Origin of the sequence: Pseudomonas sp. SJZ080, from assembly GCF_007828295.1 — a bacterium.
Lineage (GTDB): Bacteria > Pseudomonadota > Gammaproteobacteria > Pseudomonadales > Pseudomonadaceae > Aquipseudomonas > Aquipseudomonas migulae_A.
In genome coordinates, this window is sequence record NZ_VIUK01000033.1 from 36,334 (window position 1) to 52,956 (window position 16,623).

A 16,623-nucleotide genomic window follows, 5' to 3' on the forward strand; every position below is an offset into this window, starting at 1 on the left:
GGGGACTGGTTGTTTGCAAGTACCAAATAGGAGTTAAATATGATTTTAGTAAAGTTTGATAAAGAGATTAAAGGCACTTCCACCGTCAAAGGGCATGAGGGCTGGATTGAGTTCAACTCTTACTCATTGAGTATCGCTCGGCACATTCAGGTGCAGGGCGCTGATCGAGATGTCGGACAGGCATACATGTCGGAGTTGGTACTGGATAAGGGTGCAGATAAAACTTCCCCTGAGTTCTTTATTCAGTCCCTCGTCGGCAAGGCGTTTGATAAGGCTACAATCGTCGTCATGCATGCCGCTGGTGCCGGTAAGTCCTCACAAAAGCTGCTCACTATTGAGTTGGTCAAGCCAATTGTAAGTTCATTTTCCACTTGCTGCGCTGCCAACTGCCGACCTGAAGAGCATATTTCATTAAATTTTGTAAAAATCAATTATAAATATAATCATTTCGATGGTGATATCGAAAAAGGCTCGGTAGAAAAAAGCTATGATCTTATAGCTAAAGAATAATTAAGTCTCTCTGATTTTTGCACGGAGCCAAGGTGCCCCTGATCTTCAGGGTGCCTTCAACTCGTCAATAGGATTTTGTTTAATCAGCTTTTTGTACGGTTGGTTAAACGTAAAAGCTCAAGGTTGGGCCATGAATACTTACACCTATACATTGCTGGAGCGTTTGAGTTTGCATGAGCAGCCCGCTCTATCTTCGAGATCGGATGCGAGCAAAAGCTATCTGTTGGCCCGTTTGAAAGCTGATTTAAATGCGTTATTCAATGCATCTGGCCTGGGCCAAGCGTTTGATCCTAGGGCTACTCCCCACGTAGCACGTTCAGTTCTAAACTACGGCGTTGGAAGTATCGCTGGTAGCACCCTGTCTGGCTTTGACCCACGCGCTTTTGAAGAGCGTATTCGTCGGGCGGTGATTGCCTTTGAACCACGAATCATTCGTCACAGCTTGCACATCACTTGGGGCAGACGCAGCAATGCGTCGATACCTGAGGTACAGTTTATCATCGAAGGGCAACTGCGTGAGGCGGCGGTGGCTCACCCCTTCAAGTTCTGTTCGGTCTGGAATACCGAAAGTGGAGAAGCCCGCGTTAGCTTGCCAGACACTCGAGCCCACCATGGATGAGCGTCTGCTGCGACTGTACGAAGGCGAGTTACAATTTATGCGTGAAGGGGCTGCCGAGTTTGCCCAGGCCTATCCCAAGGTAGCGGGTCATCTGGGGCTGGACTCACAGCAGAGCAACGACCCGACAGTTGAGCGTCTGCTTGAGGGGCTGGGGTTTCTCACTGCGCGGATCCGGCTGCAAATGGAGTCCGAGTTTCCTCAGTTCACCGAGAACCTGCTACAACAGGTGCAACCGCACTCCCTACTACCGCAGCCTTCGATGGCCGTTGTCCAAGTAACCCCGGACGCGCATCAGGGTAGCTTGACGAATGGCTTCTGCTTGCCTGCCGACAGCGTCTTGAGCGCCACCGCGGAGTATGCTGGGCGAAGCCTACGTTGCGAGTGGCGTACGACCCAGGCGGTGACGTTGTGGCCGTTGCAGATCGAATCCTCCGATTATCTGGCGAGCGCTGGTCTGTTGCCGGGTCTACCCACTCGGTTTGCAGGCCAGGCTCACTCGGCGTTGCGCTTGCGGCTAAAAACCACTTCGGGGTTAGCGTTTAACCAACTCTCGCTCAAATACTTGCGTCTTTACCTCACTGGGCAAGACTCTCGGGCCTTGGCGGTGCATGAAGCGCTGTTGTCGCGTGCTCTGGGAGTCATGGCCCGGTCGGGGTCGGATACGGCGAGTTGGTGCGAAATCATTGAGCCAGGTCAAATTGTCCAGGCCAATCTCGAGTCCGCGGCCATCCACTCGGACCAAGGCCCCGCCGGCCATGCCGGATTTAGCTTGTTAAAGCGCTTTCTGGCATTTCCCGAGGGCCATCGTTTCATTGACCTCCGCGGTCTAGGGCCAGCCGTCCGGCGCTGTGGCGAGGACAGTCTGGAGCTGGTGATCCTGTTAGCGCCGTTGTCTAACCCGTTGCCTGCCGGTATTGATCGATCGCTGTTCGCCCTGTTTTGCACCCCGGTGCAGAACCTCTTCAGAAAACGCACCGAGCGAATCAATCTGGTGCAACACACCCAAGACATTACCCTGTTGGTCGACCCCTCGAACCCCTTGGCTCATGAGGTGCATCAAGTGCTCGAGGTGCACGGCTACCTTAGTGGCACTCGCGAGCGCCAACGTTTCGTCCCGCTGTATTCACCCCAAGTACATGCCAGCGATGGAACCATCGCCGGCTTTTTTCAAGTGCGCCGTACGCCCAGCCGGGCGACTCCCGGTACGATGAATGGCCAACGCCCCTATGTAGGCAGCGATGTGTCGATTGCCCTGGTTGATCCGCGCCATCCGCCTTTTCACCCGGCTCTACATCAATTGGCAGCTGAGGTGCTGTGTTCCAACCGTGACGTGGCACAACACACTCTATTTGGCAAAGGCAAAACCGATTTTGTCCTTGAGGTCGCAGCACCGGTCTTGGCGATTCGCTGTGTGGCCGGGCCTTCGAGCCCGCTAGCGGTACCGACGTCGGGCGATGGCCCGTGGCGCGCGATCCAGCACCTGTCACGCAACTACCTACCGTTAGCCAACGACGACGGACAGGCTGGGGCCAAGGCCCTGAGAGAGCTTTTGTCACTTTATATCACGGTCGATAATGAAGTGATGCAACGCTTGCTCGAGGGCATCGTCTCGTTGCAGGCTAAGGTCGTAACCCAGCGCTTGCCTGGCAGCGGGCCTGTGGCCTTTGGCCGAGGGGTGCAGTTGCACCTGACGTTGGATGACGCTGCCTGTGAGGGGATCGGGGCCTTTGTTTTTGGTGCAGTGCTAGATGCATTCTTCGCCCGCTATGCGGCGCTCAATGCCTTTACCCAGACGGTGCTGCACACACGGGGGCGAGGCATGATCATGCGTTGGCCGGCTCGAGGTAGCCAATGCACGAGCCTCTGAGTCCTTGGACTGAACTGCAACAGCACGCCTGGCGTTTTGACTTTTTTAGCGCCTTGCGCCGTATCGAGGGATTCAATCCAAAGGCCCCTCGGTTGGGAACTGCCGATCATCTGCATCAGGATCCTGTGCGCCTGGCACAGGCCGTATCACTGGCCTTCGAACCGAGTATGTTGCGCAATCTGCAACTGCGCGAGGGTTTGCCGCCGTGTCTAGCGGTGACGTTTTTCGGCCTGACCGGGGTCAATGGTCCGATGCCTTTGTCGTTCAGCGAAGACGCCCTGTCACGCCAAATTAACCACAATGACTTCGTGTTGACGCACTTTCTAGACATCTTCCATCACCGCTTGTTGTGCCTGCTGTACCGCAGTTGGGCCGTGACCCGGCCGGTAGTCTCGGCGGACCGTCCCGACGAGGACCGTTTCGCGGACTACGTGCAGGTCTTTGCTCCCCGTAGTGAATCCTATTACGCCAGCCAATACATAGATCAGCGAGGGAGCGCCGAAGGGCTGCTGGTGTTGTTGCGTGACTACCTGCAAGTACCGGTCAGCCTGCACCAGTGGCATGGGCGCTGGAGTGTCCTTGCGGCGGACGAGCAACTGCAGTTGGGTGCGGGCGGTGCTTGCTCGCAATTGGGCAATGCCGCGTTACTGGGGCGCCGGGCTTGGAATGTGCAACACAGCGTGCGCCTGAGCCTGGGCCCGCTGCGACTAGATAATTTTATGCGTTTTTTACCGGGCTCCGCAGTACTACGAAGGATGGTTCGGCTGGTCGACGACTACCTCGGAGGCAGTTTCGAGTGGGACCTACAGTTGCTGCTGTCAACGTGCGAAAAGCCTGCACTATGCTTGGGCGAAGATACCCCCCTGGGGATGGCTTCGTGGTTGTCCTGCACGAAAAAAAAACACCAGCTCCGTGCCTATGTGTTGAGCCCGGCTTGTATTAAACGACTTCAACAGGACCCCCTTCATGACTGAAATCAGCCGCGCCAAGCTTTTGGGTAAGCTCGACAACCTGGCTTTCCAGGCTATGGATTCCGTCTATTTTATGGGGTTCGTTTCTTATCAGGCCGGACGTCGTTTTCGTTGGTTCGGTGTCGCAGTTGGTTATTAATTTATTCAGGATTTCTATGCCAAATCAAGTTGTGATGGGCGCGGTATTGAGTTGTTCGTTTGGCGCGGCACCGGCTAAGTTAATGGTATTGCCGTCCAACCGATACTGCGTCGAAGGTCAGTTCGCTGCCAATATCATAGACCACAAGTCGATGGTTAATATCGCCTCGTTCGGGGTGTGCACGTCGATGGCTAATCCGCAGGTCAGCGCTGCAACTTCGGCGGCGATGGGGGTGTTGACGCCGATGCCCTGTGTCCCGATGACTACAGCGCCTTGGACACCAGGTGCGGCTAGGGGCCAGATCACAGGACAACCGGCGCTGCATAGCAAGTGCACCTGTTTATGTCAGTGGGCAGGGGTGATCAAGGTCGATCAGCCGGGCACTACTCGAACCATGATCGCCTGAGGTGCATGTCAGAGATGAGTGAGCTCTCAAGCCATGTGCGCGTAAAAAGTGGGCAGCCCCGTTGCGCCTTTACCGGGTTAATAGGTTCTCACGCCTGGTTGTTTGCCGGTCTTACGGGCGATGAAGGCCTGAGCCAGTTGTTCGAATACAAGGTCAATGTGCTCAGTCCAAACGGGGTGCTGCGTGCCAATGAGTTGTTGGGCAAACCGCTGGCGGTTCTTTTGCCATACGGGATAAACACCGATCTTGATGTGCGGGTTAAGGACGTGAGGTTTGAGAAAGACAGTGAGCAGCTCACTCGCGTGTTCGACCATCCGCTTGGGCCGGAGGGCCCTGTCCATGACCTCGATGCACCGTTTGAAGATCTGGCCCCCGAAGCGCTGCTTGAGACCAATATTAAGGTGCTATCCAGCAAGCCCCTTGAGCGCTCCCTGCCGGATGAGTCGGTGATGATGCGTACTCTGCATGCGTACATAGTCGGTTTCAAGCAGGTCGCTGATCAGGGCCGCATGCCTTGCTACGAGCTATTGCTGCGTCCGTGGCTATGGTTTTCCAGTTGCGCCAGTCATTGCCGGATTTTCCAGGACCAGTCAGTGGTTGATGTGCTTAAGACTGTGCTGGCCGACTATCCAGGTGAGGTGGAATGGGCCACCACAGAAAGTTATAACCCTCTTGGATATTGTGTTCAATACGGTGAAACCGATTTTGACTTTGTCAGTCGGTTGATGGAAAACGCCGGGATGTACTATTTCTTTCGCCACACGGTAGAGGGGCACTGTTTGGTGATTACCGACGCTAGTACGGTGCATAAACCGATCGACGGTGAAGGTCCCTTGCAGTGGCGCGCGGGCAATGACGCCTTGGTCCACAGTCTTTGGGGTTGGGAACCGCACCATACATTATGCACCGGCCGGATCAGTGCTACGGATTTCGACTTCACTAAGGCCAACACCCGGGAAGCTAGTGTACTGAAGGCTGAGGCGGCGGTTGCCATGGACCACGAGCAGACTGCTTATGAGCATTACCGTTATCCGGGACACTTCAACAGTTCGGCGGCTGGTGAGTACGTGACCAGAATCGAGGCTCAGGCCCTGAGTGCCGAACAACTGCTTGTCAGCACTACTGGCTGTGCGCCCTATTTGCCTGCAGGTGCTTGTTTTACCCTGAGTGAGCATCCCGATGACCGTCAGAACGTCCAGCACTTGATTGTTCGTGCACACCTGGATGCCTTTTGCACGCCTTCTAATTATGGGGTCAGCGCTCCGCGTTTTGAATGCAAAGTGACGGCGATGCCGAGCAATCGGCAGTACCGGGCACAATTTAATACTCTGCGCCAGAAAATTGCCGGTCCGCAGACAGCGTTTGTGGTTGGCAAGGAGGGCGAACCGCTGTGGGTCGACGAATTCGGGCGGATCAAAATTCAGTTCCACTGGGACAGGGGCGAGCAAAACAACGAAAACTGTTCGTGTTGGGTTCGGGTGGCGCAACCTTGGGCGGGCCAGAACCGAGGGGCCATTTTTTTGCCTCGGGTTGGTCAGGAAGTGCTGGTGGAGTTTCTTGACGGGAACCCGGATCGCCCATTGGTGACCGGCTGCCTATACAACGGAGGTATGCGTGCGCCCTATGAATTACCAGCGCAGGCTGCTCGCAGTGGTATCAAGAGCCAGTCACTGGGGGACGAAGACGTTTATAACGAACTGCGTTTCGAGGATAAGGATGGCGCCGAGCAGCTGTTGTTCTATGCTGGACGCAACCAAGACACCACCGTCGTCAACGACGCTCTCGAAAACATAGGTAACGAGCGGCACCTGATTGTGGGCGCCAGTTCGTTCAGCCAGATTGCCAAGGACTCCCATGAGCAGGTTGGTGGAGATCACAACCGGCAGGTGGCGGCCGACCATTCGCTGGAAGTCGGTGGCGATCACAACCTCCAGATCAAGGGGGGGCATTCCCTGGAGGTCGGTGGCGACCAGCAGAGTGCGATTACCGGAGCTCATTCCTTGGAGGTCGGTGCCGACAGTGATGCCAAGGTGGGTGGTAAGTTCAAGCTGGGGGCCAGTAGTGTCGACCTCAAGAGCAGCAAGACCATTACCCTGGAGGCAGGTCAAACCCTCACCCTAAAGGCTGGAGAGAGTACCTTGGTGCTGGGTCCAAAGGGCGTGTCGATTAATGGCACGTTGGTGACGATCGACGGCAAGAGCAAGGTCGACATCAACAGTGGAGGCGGCGGCAGTGCCAACTCCGCCGAGGAACCCAAACCGAAGAAACCCCAAAAAGCTAAGAAAGCCGAAAAGGCCAAGGAGGCCGATGATGGCCGTGATTGACGCTCGTACGCGCTGGTGCCGTGCAGGTGCAGGCAGTTTGGTGCTGGGCGTTCTGTTGCTACTGCAGGGGTGTCAGATGGTCGGCTGGTTCCAAGACCCGCCAGTACGTGATCCGCAAAAGACGCTGCACATGGAAGCCGCCCTTGATGCCAACCCGAACCTTTATGGTCGACCCTCGCCTTTGATGCTCACGGTCTATCAACTGAGTGACGCCAAAACGTTTCTTAAGGTCGATCTGTCGCGCCTGGGTAGTGCTGATCAGCAGCCAACGGATAGCGCTTGGCTGACACGCGAGACTTTCCAGTTGAGTCCCGGCGAGCTGAGGATACATCGTTTTGTACCTGCACTTGGAGTGCGCCTGCTGGGTGTGGTTGCCGAATACCGCGACCTGGATAACGCCCAATGGCGAGCCGTGGAGGTGTTTCAGGCCCAGAGCCCGGTGACGCTGAACGTTACGGTTGCACGTGATGCGGTGTCGATTCAGGCAATTCCAATACTAGAGACTCCCTAAGATGTTCAGTAACGACAAAGTAGTCTGGTCGGAAGGCATGTTCCTCCAGCCGCAACATTTTCAGCAGCACCAGCGCTACCAGCGCGGCCAGTTGACCCAAGGTCTGCAAGCGATTCATCCCGGTACCTGGGGCTTTACCGCACTGAAGATTGACCCAGCACAGCTGGCTATGGGCCGAATTTGCCTTCTCGAGTGTGCAGGGATCCTGCCCGATGGCACGTTGTTCGACTTGGATACCCAAAGCCTGGCCCTTGCAAGTTTTGTCGTGCCTGAAGGTGCACGCGATCTGGAGGTAGTGCTCGCATTGCCGATGACCAGCGCATCCACCACCGAGGTCGTGCGCGAACCTGGCCCCGATAGCCTAGCTCGCTACCGTCTAGTCGAGGTTCAGGTGTCCGACAGCAATGCCGACGGCGCAGAACAAGCGACCCTGCAACTGGCCCAACTCAATCTGCGGTTGGCGCGTCAACAGGACGTCGCACGATCCCACGAATACTTGGGCACAGTGCGGGTGTTGGAGCGCAGCCCGAGTGGGCAGGTCTGTCTTGACGAGGCGTTTATCGCGCCGGTTCTGAGTTGGCGTCTGGCCCCCCAGCTGGCCGCGTTCGTCGATGATTTCCTAGGGCGGGTCAAGCAGCGCGGCTACATGCTGTCGAATAATATGGGAGTACCAGGGCTTGGTGGTGTTGCGGAAGTACAACATTTTTTGATGCTGCAGACGATTAATCGAGCCGAAGTAATACTTGCCCATCTGGCCGTCTACCCGGGCCTACACCCTGAGACCCTCTACCGTGAGTTGCTCAGTCTGGCCGGCGAGTTGTCGATTTTCTTCGAGGCCAACAAACGTCCGAAAAGCTACCCAGCCTACCGTCATGACCGACTCGCCGAAACCTTTGAGCCGGTCCTTAAGGACTTGGTCTACACCCTTAGTGCGCAGGCAGGGACCGATGTAGTGCCGCTGACGCTTACTGATCGTGACCATGGCATTCGCTTTGCTGCAGCGCTCGACGGCGGGCTGTATGCCTCGGCACGCTTTGTGCTCGCGGTGCGGGCCCAGGTGCCCGATGAGGAGTTGCGCAAGACCTTCCCAGTATGCTTAAAAATTGGGCCCATAGAGCGCGTTGCTGACCTGGTCGAGCTGCAATTGCCTGGGCTTGATGTTTGTGTACTTCCAGCGGCTCCGCGTGAGCTTCCGTACTACGCCGGCTTTAGTTACTTCGAGCTGCAAAGCGATAGTCCTCTGTGGCAAGAGCTTAAAACCAGCGCCGGTTTCGGTCTGCATGTGGCCGGTGATTTTCCGGGCCTGCAACTGGCCTTCTGGGCGATCAAGGAGCCTCAATGACCCGCCTCCTTCCCTACCTTAAAGCACGCTTTCGCAGGGCATTCCGGTCCCGCACGCAACAGCTACCTGAAGCCCTGCCACCCTTGAACAGCGATAGACTGGCTCAGCGTGCCAGCGACCTGCTGTATGAAGTGGTGCTGCTGCGTGGGTTGGAGCAGGCTCCGGACCTCAATGAGCTGCGCGCGCGTCTGGTGACCCAGATACGAACCTTTCATCGCCAAGCGCTCGACGACGCCACTCCCGCGGCCACGGTGGAGCGTGCGCAGTATGCGATTTGCACCCTGCTCGATGAAACCATATCCGGCTCCGAATGGGGGCGCGGCGGGTGGTCAAAGCATAGCTTGTTGATGATCTTTCATGGACAGACCTCGGGCGGTGACGGGTTCTTCGCCTACCTAGACTCAGCCGAGCTAAAACCTCAGGAAAACTTGGCATTGCTCGAGCTGATGTACCTATGTCTAGCCCTCGGCTTGGAAGGTCGCTATCGAATTCAAAGCGAGGGCCGGGCTGCCCTGGCGGTACGGCGTAACCAGCTGTTTGAAACCATTCGCCTGCAGCGTGGCTATTTACCCAAGGCGCGCTTGGATGAGCACTTGCGCTCCTGGAGTCGCGGCTACTTCAACCGACGGCGTCACTTATGGTGGGGCTGTGGGGTGCTGTTAGTGGCCCTCGCGTCGGGTTTGGCGTATCACCTGGAAAGCCGCTCGTACCAGACTATGGTGCGTTTGCAGGCACTCGAACAAGCACCGCTGATTACGCTGACCCAACAGATGGCCGAGCAGCTTTCGGCAGACTTGCGCGCGGGTCGTTTGAACTTGTTAGAGGATGGCCAGGGCGTGCGAATGATCATCAGCTCCTCTGGGCTGTTCGCCCCCGGCAGTAGCGAGGTCGCGGCGCCCTACCAGCCGGTGTTGCGCCGCATTGCGGCGGCGCTGGACCAGTGGCCGGGTCAGATAAAGGTGGTCGGGCACAGCGACGACACACCAGTGGCCAGGCGTCTGATCTCCAACCAGGCGCTGTCCCTGGCCCGTGCCGAAGCGGTTCTGCGCTGGTTGGTGAGCGAGCAACTCGACCCATCGCGCTTTTTCGCTGAGGGCCGTGGCGAGTTTGAGCCGTTACTTGCTAATGACAGCCCGGACAACCGAGCACGCAATCGTCGCGTGGAAATCTTCGTATACCCCGCCGGGTACTAGCTCTCCTTGTTCTCTTGATTGTGGATATTACCGTCATGCTGCGCGCCTTGAAAACCATGTTGCGCGCCTCACCTTTGCTGCTGGGGCTGCTTTTAACGATGTATCTGATCATTGGTCATGGCCACCGCCTGGCTGTGGATGGTCATGCGCCATTGGCCGGCCTAGGTTCGCGATGGCTGCTCATTGGGTTGATCGCCCTGTTGGTACTGCTGGTGTACTGGCTGCGCCGGCGGGCGGACAAGATAACCGCACCTAAGCCGATCGACAACACCGTTCCTAGTGAAGAGGGGTTTGCGCGTGGGCTAGCGTTGCGCGAGCGATTACACGCTTGGCGTCAGCGCGAGGGCAGAAAGTTGCCGGGTTTCTTGCTGATTGGCCCGGCCGGCGTTGACAAAGGACCTTTGCTTGGTTTGCCGGGCGGCACTGAATATGACCTGCGGTGCAGTGCTGTAGGCGGTTTTTCGTTGTACGACATCAGTGGCTCGCTGCTGAATCAGCGTCAACCCGAAGACGCCCGACTGTGGCGATTGTTGCTCGATGAGCTGCAGCAAACCGCCGTGGGCGAACGGCAACCCCGTGGCGTGGTACTGGTACTTAGTGCCGAACAACTGCTGTGCGCAAGCGCTGCCGAGGGCGACCTACTGGCCTTGACCCTGCACACGCGTCTTGAAGAGCTGGCCCGGCGTTTCGGCAATGCCCTGGCCGTGCAGGTGATTATCAGCGGCTGCGAACAGCTACCCGGTTACAGCGCCTCACTGGCCTGGATGGCGGCGGATCAGCGTGAATTGAGTATCGAGTTCCCGCCGGCCACTCGTAATAGACACCTGCTGGCCAGTCTTGGCCAGCGCATGAGCGGGTTGATTTCCGGCCTCGAAAGCGGCCAGTACGAGCGCCTTCAGCGTGAGCCGGACGTCCAGGTGCGGGGAACGCTGTATGGGTTTTCGCCGATGTGGCGGGTCTTTTCGGCGACTTTGCAAGGGTTCCTGGAAACCGCCTTTGGCCAGGAGCGGGGGGTTGCCCAAGTGGCCCTGCAGTCACTCCGTTTCAGCGCCCAGCCGGCCACCGTTGAGGTGACGGCACCTGCATTATTGCGCGCCTTGCAAGCCTGTCGCCGATCCGGTCGTCTGCGCACCCCGCTGCGACAAACAATGGCTTGGTGGCGGCCGCGAGCACACTACCTGGTACTGGCAGTCAGTCTCTTGATCAGTCTCCTGTTGCTCAACCTGTACCGCGATCAGAGTCGTCGGCTGGAACGCGTCGACCGGCACATCGATGCGTTGCAACAAGGGACAGGCCCGGTCAATCCGGGTGTACTTAGCGTCGGAGCACTACTTCGTCTCGATCGGTTGGCCGACGTCGAGCAGCTTATCGATCAATGGTGGCTGCCTTGGGCGGTTGATCGACAACTGCACAGCCGGACGACTCAGCTCTATGATCAGGGTTTGCAGCAGTTGTTGCTGCCGGATGTGTTGCAAAGATTGAATAATTCTTTGCGCGCACCGTCGTCCGCTGACGAAGCATCACTGCGCCAGAGTCTGGGGCTGTACCTGATGCTCGGTGGTGAAGGCCGTTTCGATGCTCAGGTCCTGCGCGAGTGGTATGGCCAGACTCTGCGCAAGCACGCGGGGAGTGCATTGAGTGACGCGCAGTACTGGAGACTTGACGGCCACTTGCAACGCCTGCTCAAACACTTGGCGCAGGTTGCTCCCCTGTCGTTGGATCGCGTGCTAATCGAGCAGGCGCGTGAGCAGCTTGCTGCTCAACCCTTGGCCCAGCGTCTGTATCGACAGCTGTTTGAGCAATTGAGTCGGCACTCGCTAGCGGACTTTAGCATCGTATCCGCTCTCGGCGCACAGGGGTTATTGCTGTTTGACCGACGCAGCGGCGAGCCGTCGAGCCGAGGTGTGCCCGGGGCTTTCAGTGCGGTGGGTGAACAACAACTGCGGCACTTACTCGATCCGTGGCTGGCTGCCGAGTTGGAGCAGGAGTATCGACTCATGGGGTGGGACCGGGCATTGGAGGCTGCGCCCCTCAAACAAGAAATTCTCGCCCTTTACCATTCGGCCTATATCGATCATTGGCAGGGCTTTTTCGACGACTTGCAACTGGTCGGTCTAGACCAGGTCGAGCATGTGCCGCGGCGCTTGTTGCAGCTGGCGCAGGACGACTCGCCGATACTGGGGTTGATGCAGGCAGCGGCGCGCGAAACCAATCTGGCAACGCCCACACTGTCTCAGGGGTGGCTGCGCCTTGCACAACAGCGAGGCACGCGCCTACAGCAGCGGGTGGGGCTGATCGACGCCGAGCCGCAACCCAGGATGGAGCCAGAGCCACATCCGGTAACCCAGCATTTTCGCTCCTTGCATCAATGGGTGGCTGTCTCGGGCGGCGTGGCCGCCACTGACCCTTTGCGCAGTGTTATGAGGGACACCGCGCAGTTCATTCAAGCCGGGCAAAAAGCCTCTGCCTTAAAAACACCTTTGCCTGCCAATGATGCGCTGCAGCGTTTGCAATATGAGGTTGAGCGGTCGCCCTTGCAGCTCCAGCCACTGCTGCAAGATGTGGTCGAAATCAGTCAGAACTTGTTACAGCAGCACAGCAGGCAGTCGCTGCAGGTCGCTTGGGCTAGCGAGGTAGGGCCATTCTGCGAGCGGGCACTGGGTGGGCGCTATCCGTTCGAGGCCAACTCGTCGAATCAGGTCTCCCTAGAAGATTTCAATCGGCTGTTCGCTGGTGACGGCGTGCTGCAAGGGTTTGCCGAGCAGCATCTGGCCGGACAACTCGATACCCATTCTCGGCCGTGGCGCTTGTCCAGCCAGGCCTCGTCCGGGCTTGTCGGCGCACCGGTGTTGGCCGCTCTTGAGCAGGCCGCGCAGTTGCGTGAAGCTTTTTTTTCAGTGGGACAAAATCAAGCAGGCTTCGATTTCGAGGTTAGTCCACTTACCATGAGCGAACACATTGCCGAGTTCAGCCTTAGCGTTGATGGCAAGCGTATGAGTTATACCCACGGACCGTTGCAGGCAGCGTTGTTCGCATGGCCGGGCAAAGCGCTGGGTGCTGAGGTACGGGCAAGCGTGACGCTGTTGGATGGCCGTACCCTGATTCGTAAGACTGAAGGTCCCTGGGCTTGGTTCCGTCTGTTGGACCAGGCACGGATGGTGCCCGCTGAGGACTCTGAAGTCCGGCACCTTATTCTGGATTTCGAAGGTAACGAAGTACGCTTGCAACTGCGCGTCGGACGGGTAGGGGCGCCGTTCAATCGCCAGAGCCTGGGCCGCTTCCAATGTCCTGCGGCAACTGAGTTAGCTGGCATTGCAATCTGAGCTAGGGAGTAGGAGTCAAGCTGCAACACCTCACCCCCAGGATATAACCTTATGGCCACTGATTCCACGGTGATCCGGCCACCCATTCCACAGCCATCCGGCCACCCTTAAGGCAGGCAGCAGCGCAGGATTAATTCACTACCATCGACCTCTTTTATCGAAGCAGAGAGGTCGTCGTGGAGCGGTTATCCATGCGTAAGATTCAAGAAGTGCTACGTCTCAAATTCGAGGTCGGCCTATCTGCCCGCCAGGTCGCTATCAGCTTGCAAGTAGGTCGAGCTAGCGTCGGTGAGTACCTCAATCGCTTTGCTGCCAGCGGCCTTACCTGGCCCTCTGCGCTGACTGACGCCGAGTTGCAACGGCATCTTTTTCCGCCGCCGCCCGCTGTCCCCAGTGATCAACGTCCGGTACCGGACTGGGTTCATGTCCATGCCGAGTTACGTCGCCCCGGCGTAACGCTGGCTTTGCTTTGGCAGGAATATCGGCTCGCTCACCCGCAAGGCTTCCAATACAGCTGGTTCTGCGAGCACTACCGCCTCTGGGCTGCCAAGATCGATGTGGTTATGCGTCAGGAACATCGCGCCGGCGAAAAGCTGTTCGTCGATTACGCTGGCCAGACCGCGGCGGTCATCGACCAGCGAACCGGCGAGATCCGTCAGGCCCAGATATTCGTCGCCGTGTTGGGGGCATCTAGCTACACCTTCGCCGAAGCCACTTGGTCGCAGAAACTGCCCGACTGGCTGGGCTCGCACGCCCGCTGTTTTGCTTTTTTCGGTGGTACAACGCAGATCCTGGTGCCCGATAATCTGCGCAGTGGCGTGACCAAGGCGCACCGTTACGAGCCGGATATCAACCCCAGCTACCGCGACTTGGCCGAGCATTATGGCGTAGCCGTATTACCTGCTCGCTCGCGTAAGCCCAAGGACAAGGCCAAGGTCGAAGTCGGCGTGCAAGTGGTCGAACGTTGGATCCTGGCGGTGCTGCGCAACCGCCAGTTCTTCTCCTTGGGCGAACTCAACACAGCCATCGCGCTGCTCGTGGATCGCCTTAATCAGAAGCCCTTCAAGAAGCTACCGGGCTCACGCCGTTCTGCCTTTGAGGGCATCGACCAACCGGCACTGCAAGCGCTGCCGGAACACCCATACGTTTACGCTGAATGGAAAAAGGTACGGGTGCACATCGACTACCACGTCGAGGTCGACGGCCATTACTACTCGGTGCCGTACCAGCTGGTGAAGCACCAACTCGAAGTGCGGCTAACCGCTAAGACCGTCGAGTGCTTCCACGCCAACCAGCGCGTGGCCAGCCACCTGCGCTCGCTGCACAAAGGTCGCCACACCACCCAAACCGAGCACATGCCCAAGAGCCATCGCGAACATGCCGAATGGACGCCGCAGCGACTGATCCACTGGGCTGAGCAGACCGGGCCCAACACTGCTGGTGTCATCGCCTACATCCTCGAACGCCGAATCCACCCGCAGCACGGCTTCCGTGCCTGCCTGGGGATCCTGCGCCTGAGCAAACAGCACGGCGAAGAGCGGCTGGAAGCCGCTTGCCAGCGTGCGCTGGCACTGGGTGCATGCAGTTACAAAAGCCTCGAATCGATCCTGCGTCAAGGACTGGAGCGACTGCCGCTAGCCCAGCAAACCCTGCCGCTGCTGCCCGAAGAGCACATCAACCTTCGTGGCCCCGGCTACTACCACTGACCTGAAAAAAGGAGCACCAAAATGCTGCCCAACCCGACACTCGACAAGCTACAAACCCTGCGCCTGCACGGCATGATCAAGGCGCTTGGCGAGCAACATGCCACACCGGATATCAACGATCTGGGCTTCGATGAACGCCTTGGCCTGATGGTCGACCGCGAGCTGACCGAGCGCGAAGATGCACGACTGACGACTCGCCTCAAAGCCGCACGACTGCGCCATAACGCCTGTCTGGAAGACATCGACTACCGCAGCCCTCGTGGTTTGGACAAGGCCTTGATCCTGCAACTGGGCAGTGGCCAATGGCTACGCGATGGCCTGAACCTGATCATCGGCGGCCCGACTGGCGTGGGTAAAACCTGGCTCGCCTGCGCGCTGGCCCACAAGGCCTGCCGCGACGGTTACAGCGTGCGCTACTTGCGCCTGCCGCGCCTGATGGAAGAACTGAGCCTGGCCCACGGCGACGGCCGCTTCGCGAAACTGATGGCGGGTTATGCCAAGACCGACTTGCTGATCCTGGACGACTGGGGTCTGGCGCCGTTTACCGCTGCGCAACGGCGCGACATGCTCGAACTGCTGGACGACCGCTACGGCAACCGCTCGACGCTAGTGACCAGCCAGATGCCGGTGGACAAATGGCACGCGCTGATCGGCGATCCGACCCTGGGCGATGCGATCCTCGACCGGCTGGTGCACAACGCTTACCGCATCGAACTGAAGGGCGAATCGATGCGCAGACGCGCAACGAAATTGACGGCGACAGAGACTTCAGACTAACAATGCAAACCTGCGTCGCTGCGCTCCGACTGCCTGGCCGGATGAGCGTGGAACAGGTGGCCGGATGCTGGTGGGCTGGGTGGCCGGATGGCGTGGAATCCGCACTCAGGCTTCTCCGGTGAGATAGCGCGAGTTCCGCGCAGCTCCCAGCCAACCTCTAGCGGGCTTCGTTCTGTCGTAATGCACTTCAAGATTCAATTTGATTTTTGTATCTTGCTAGCCAAAAAATCAAGCAGTTTGTCGGTAACGAACTGGGGGTTTTCCAGGTTGGAGATATGTCCTGCTCTTGGCACTAGCGCGTATGGACAACCAATCAAGCTCGCCATCTCTTCGGTTTCGTAAGGAGGTCTTGGTATGTCTTGCTCTCCGCACATGACCAGAGTTGCTTCCGCGTCTAGCTGGTTAAGAAGTGGAAGCAAATCATTACGGCCGAATATCATTCGCCCCAACGGAACGATACTCTGGCGCAAGCGTTCAGCCGACAGAGACGCGAGCGAATCGCGAAATCCCTGATAGAGCGGCAGATTACGATTGATCTCAGGGTGAAAGAACATTGGGGCGATCACATCAAGAAGCTCAGGGTTAATGACTCCTTCATCTTCTATTTGCTTGAGTAATGAAAAATAATATTGTTTTGCAGACTCTGGCTCTGCCCCGAGATAGGTGTCCATTAGCACCAAGCCACTAATGCGCGTAGGCTCTGCCAGAGCCAGCCTAGCTGCCCACATTCCCCCTACGGATAGTCCGATCACGCTACAATGCTGGGCATCCAGATAATTGAGTAGGGCTAGGGCTTGGCGCGATAGGTCATCCAAGGTCAAGGTCGTTAAGGGGAGTCTGTGAACGAGCCCCATGAAAGACAGGACACCGTTTCCCCCTTACGATAAGGGATAGGCAAACGGTTATGTTTATGACTAATAGCAACGATAAGAGTG

13 protein-coding genes and 1 pseudogene are annotated in these 16,623 nt (G+C 57.7%); 13 read left to right on the top strand and 1 reads right to left on the bottom strand.

Annotated elements, in window-relative coordinates:
* Positions 1–39 precede the first annotated feature (39 nt).
* The 13 genes from FBY04_RS29140 (at position 40) to istB (ending at position 15,688) form a co-directional block, all read left to right on the top strand.
* Positions 40–510 carry a type VI secretion system tube protein Hcp gene (locus FBY04_RS29140; RefSeq protein WP_145318784.1) on the top strand — a complete coding sequence of 157 codons (471 nt, stop codon included), beginning with the start codon at positions 40–42 and terminating at the stop codon, positions 508–510.
* A 130-nt stretch (positions 511–640) separates the two neighbouring features.
* Entirely contained in the window at positions 641–1,129 is a 489-nt protein-coding gene (locus tag FBY04_RS29145) for a type VI secretion system baseplate subunit TssE (RefSeq protein WP_256667203.1), read from the top strand.
* Positions 1,122–2,996 (top strand): type VI secretion system baseplate subunit TssF, encoded by a 1,875-nt coding sequence (tssF, locus tag FBY04_RS29150; protein ID WP_145318787.1) that lies wholly within the window; start codon positions 1,122–1,124, stop codon positions 2,994–2,996. The genes FBY04_RS29145 and tssF overlap by 8 nt, the downstream gene beginning before the upstream one ends.
* Positions 2,981–3,970, top strand: a complete 990-nt coding sequence (tssG, locus tag FBY04_RS29155; RefSeq protein ID WP_144931336.1) for a type VI secretion system baseplate subunit TssG — start codon at positions 2,981–2,983, stop codon at positions 3,968–3,970. The genes tssF and tssG overlap by 16 nt, the downstream gene beginning before the upstream one ends.
* Positions 3,963–4,106 carry a hypothetical protein gene (locus FBY04_RS32500; RefSeq protein ID WP_178115391.1) on the top strand — a complete coding sequence of 48 codons (144 nt, stop codon included), beginning with the start codon at positions 3,963–3,965 and terminating at the stop codon, positions 4,104–4,106. Before tssG ends, FBY04_RS32500 begins: the two co-directional genes overlap by 8 nt.
* 16 nt (positions 4,107–4,122) lie before the next feature.
* Positions 4,123–4,512, top strand: coding sequence for a DUF4280 domain-containing protein (locus tag FBY04_RS29160; RefSeq protein WP_178115392.1), 390 nt, complete (start codon positions 4,123–4,125; stop codon positions 4,510–4,512).
* 14 nt (positions 4,513–4,526) lie between these two features.
* Positions 4,527–6,836, top strand: coding sequence for a type VI secretion system Vgr family protein (locus FBY04_RS29165; RefSeq protein ID WP_144931338.1), 2,310 nt, complete (start codon positions 4,527–4,529; stop codon positions 6,834–6,836).
* Positions 6,820–7,347: a type VI secretion system lipoprotein TssJ gene (gene tssJ, locus FBY04_RS29170; protein WP_144931340.1), complete on the top strand. Its 528-nt coding sequence runs from the start codon at positions 6,820–6,822 to the stop codon at positions 7,345–7,347. The genes FBY04_RS29165 and tssJ overlap by 17 nt, the downstream gene beginning before the upstream one ends.
* Before the next feature lies 1 nt (position 7,348).
* Positions 7,349–8,689 (top strand): type VI secretion system baseplate subunit TssK, encoded by a 1,341-nt coding sequence (gene tssK, locus FBY04_RS29175; protein ID WP_144931342.1) that lies wholly within the window; start codon positions 7,349–7,351, stop codon positions 8,687–8,689.
* Positions 8,686–9,882: a type IVB secretion system protein IcmH/DotU gene (gene icmH, locus FBY04_RS29180; protein WP_144931344.1), complete on the top strand. Its 1,197-nt coding sequence runs from the start codon at positions 8,686–8,688 to the stop codon at positions 9,880–9,882. The genes tssK and icmH overlap by 4 nt, the downstream gene beginning before the upstream one ends.
* Before the next feature lie 35 nt (positions 9,883–9,917).
* Positions 9,918–13,205, top strand: coding sequence for a type VI secretion system membrane subunit TssM (gene tssM / locus FBY04_RS29185; RefSeq protein WP_145318790.1), 3,288 nt, complete (start codon positions 9,918–9,920; stop codon positions 13,203–13,205).
* A 191-nt stretch (positions 13,206–13,396) separates the two neighbouring features.
* The gene (gene istA, locus FBY04_RS29190; RefSeq protein ID WP_145318793.1) at positions 13,397–14,911 is read left to right on the top strand and encodes an IS21 family transposase; all 1,515 of its coding nucleotides are present in this window, start codon (positions 13,397–13,399) and stop codon (positions 14,909–14,911) included.
* 21 nt (positions 14,912–14,932) lie between these two features.
* Positions 14,933–15,688, top strand: a complete 756-nt coding sequence (gene istB / locus FBY04_RS29195; protein ID WP_144931346.1) for an IS21-like element ISPsy14 family helper ATPase IstB — start codon at positions 14,933–14,935, stop codon at positions 15,686–15,688.
* Between the two features lie 194 nt (positions 15,689–15,882).
* Here the strand turns inward: istB and FBY04_RS29205 are convergent.
* A pseudogene (locus FBY04_RS29205) lies at positions 15,883–16,524 on the bottom strand (alpha/beta fold hydrolase); the annotation flags it as partial.
* Between the last annotated feature and the right edge of the window lie 99 nt (positions 16,525–16,623).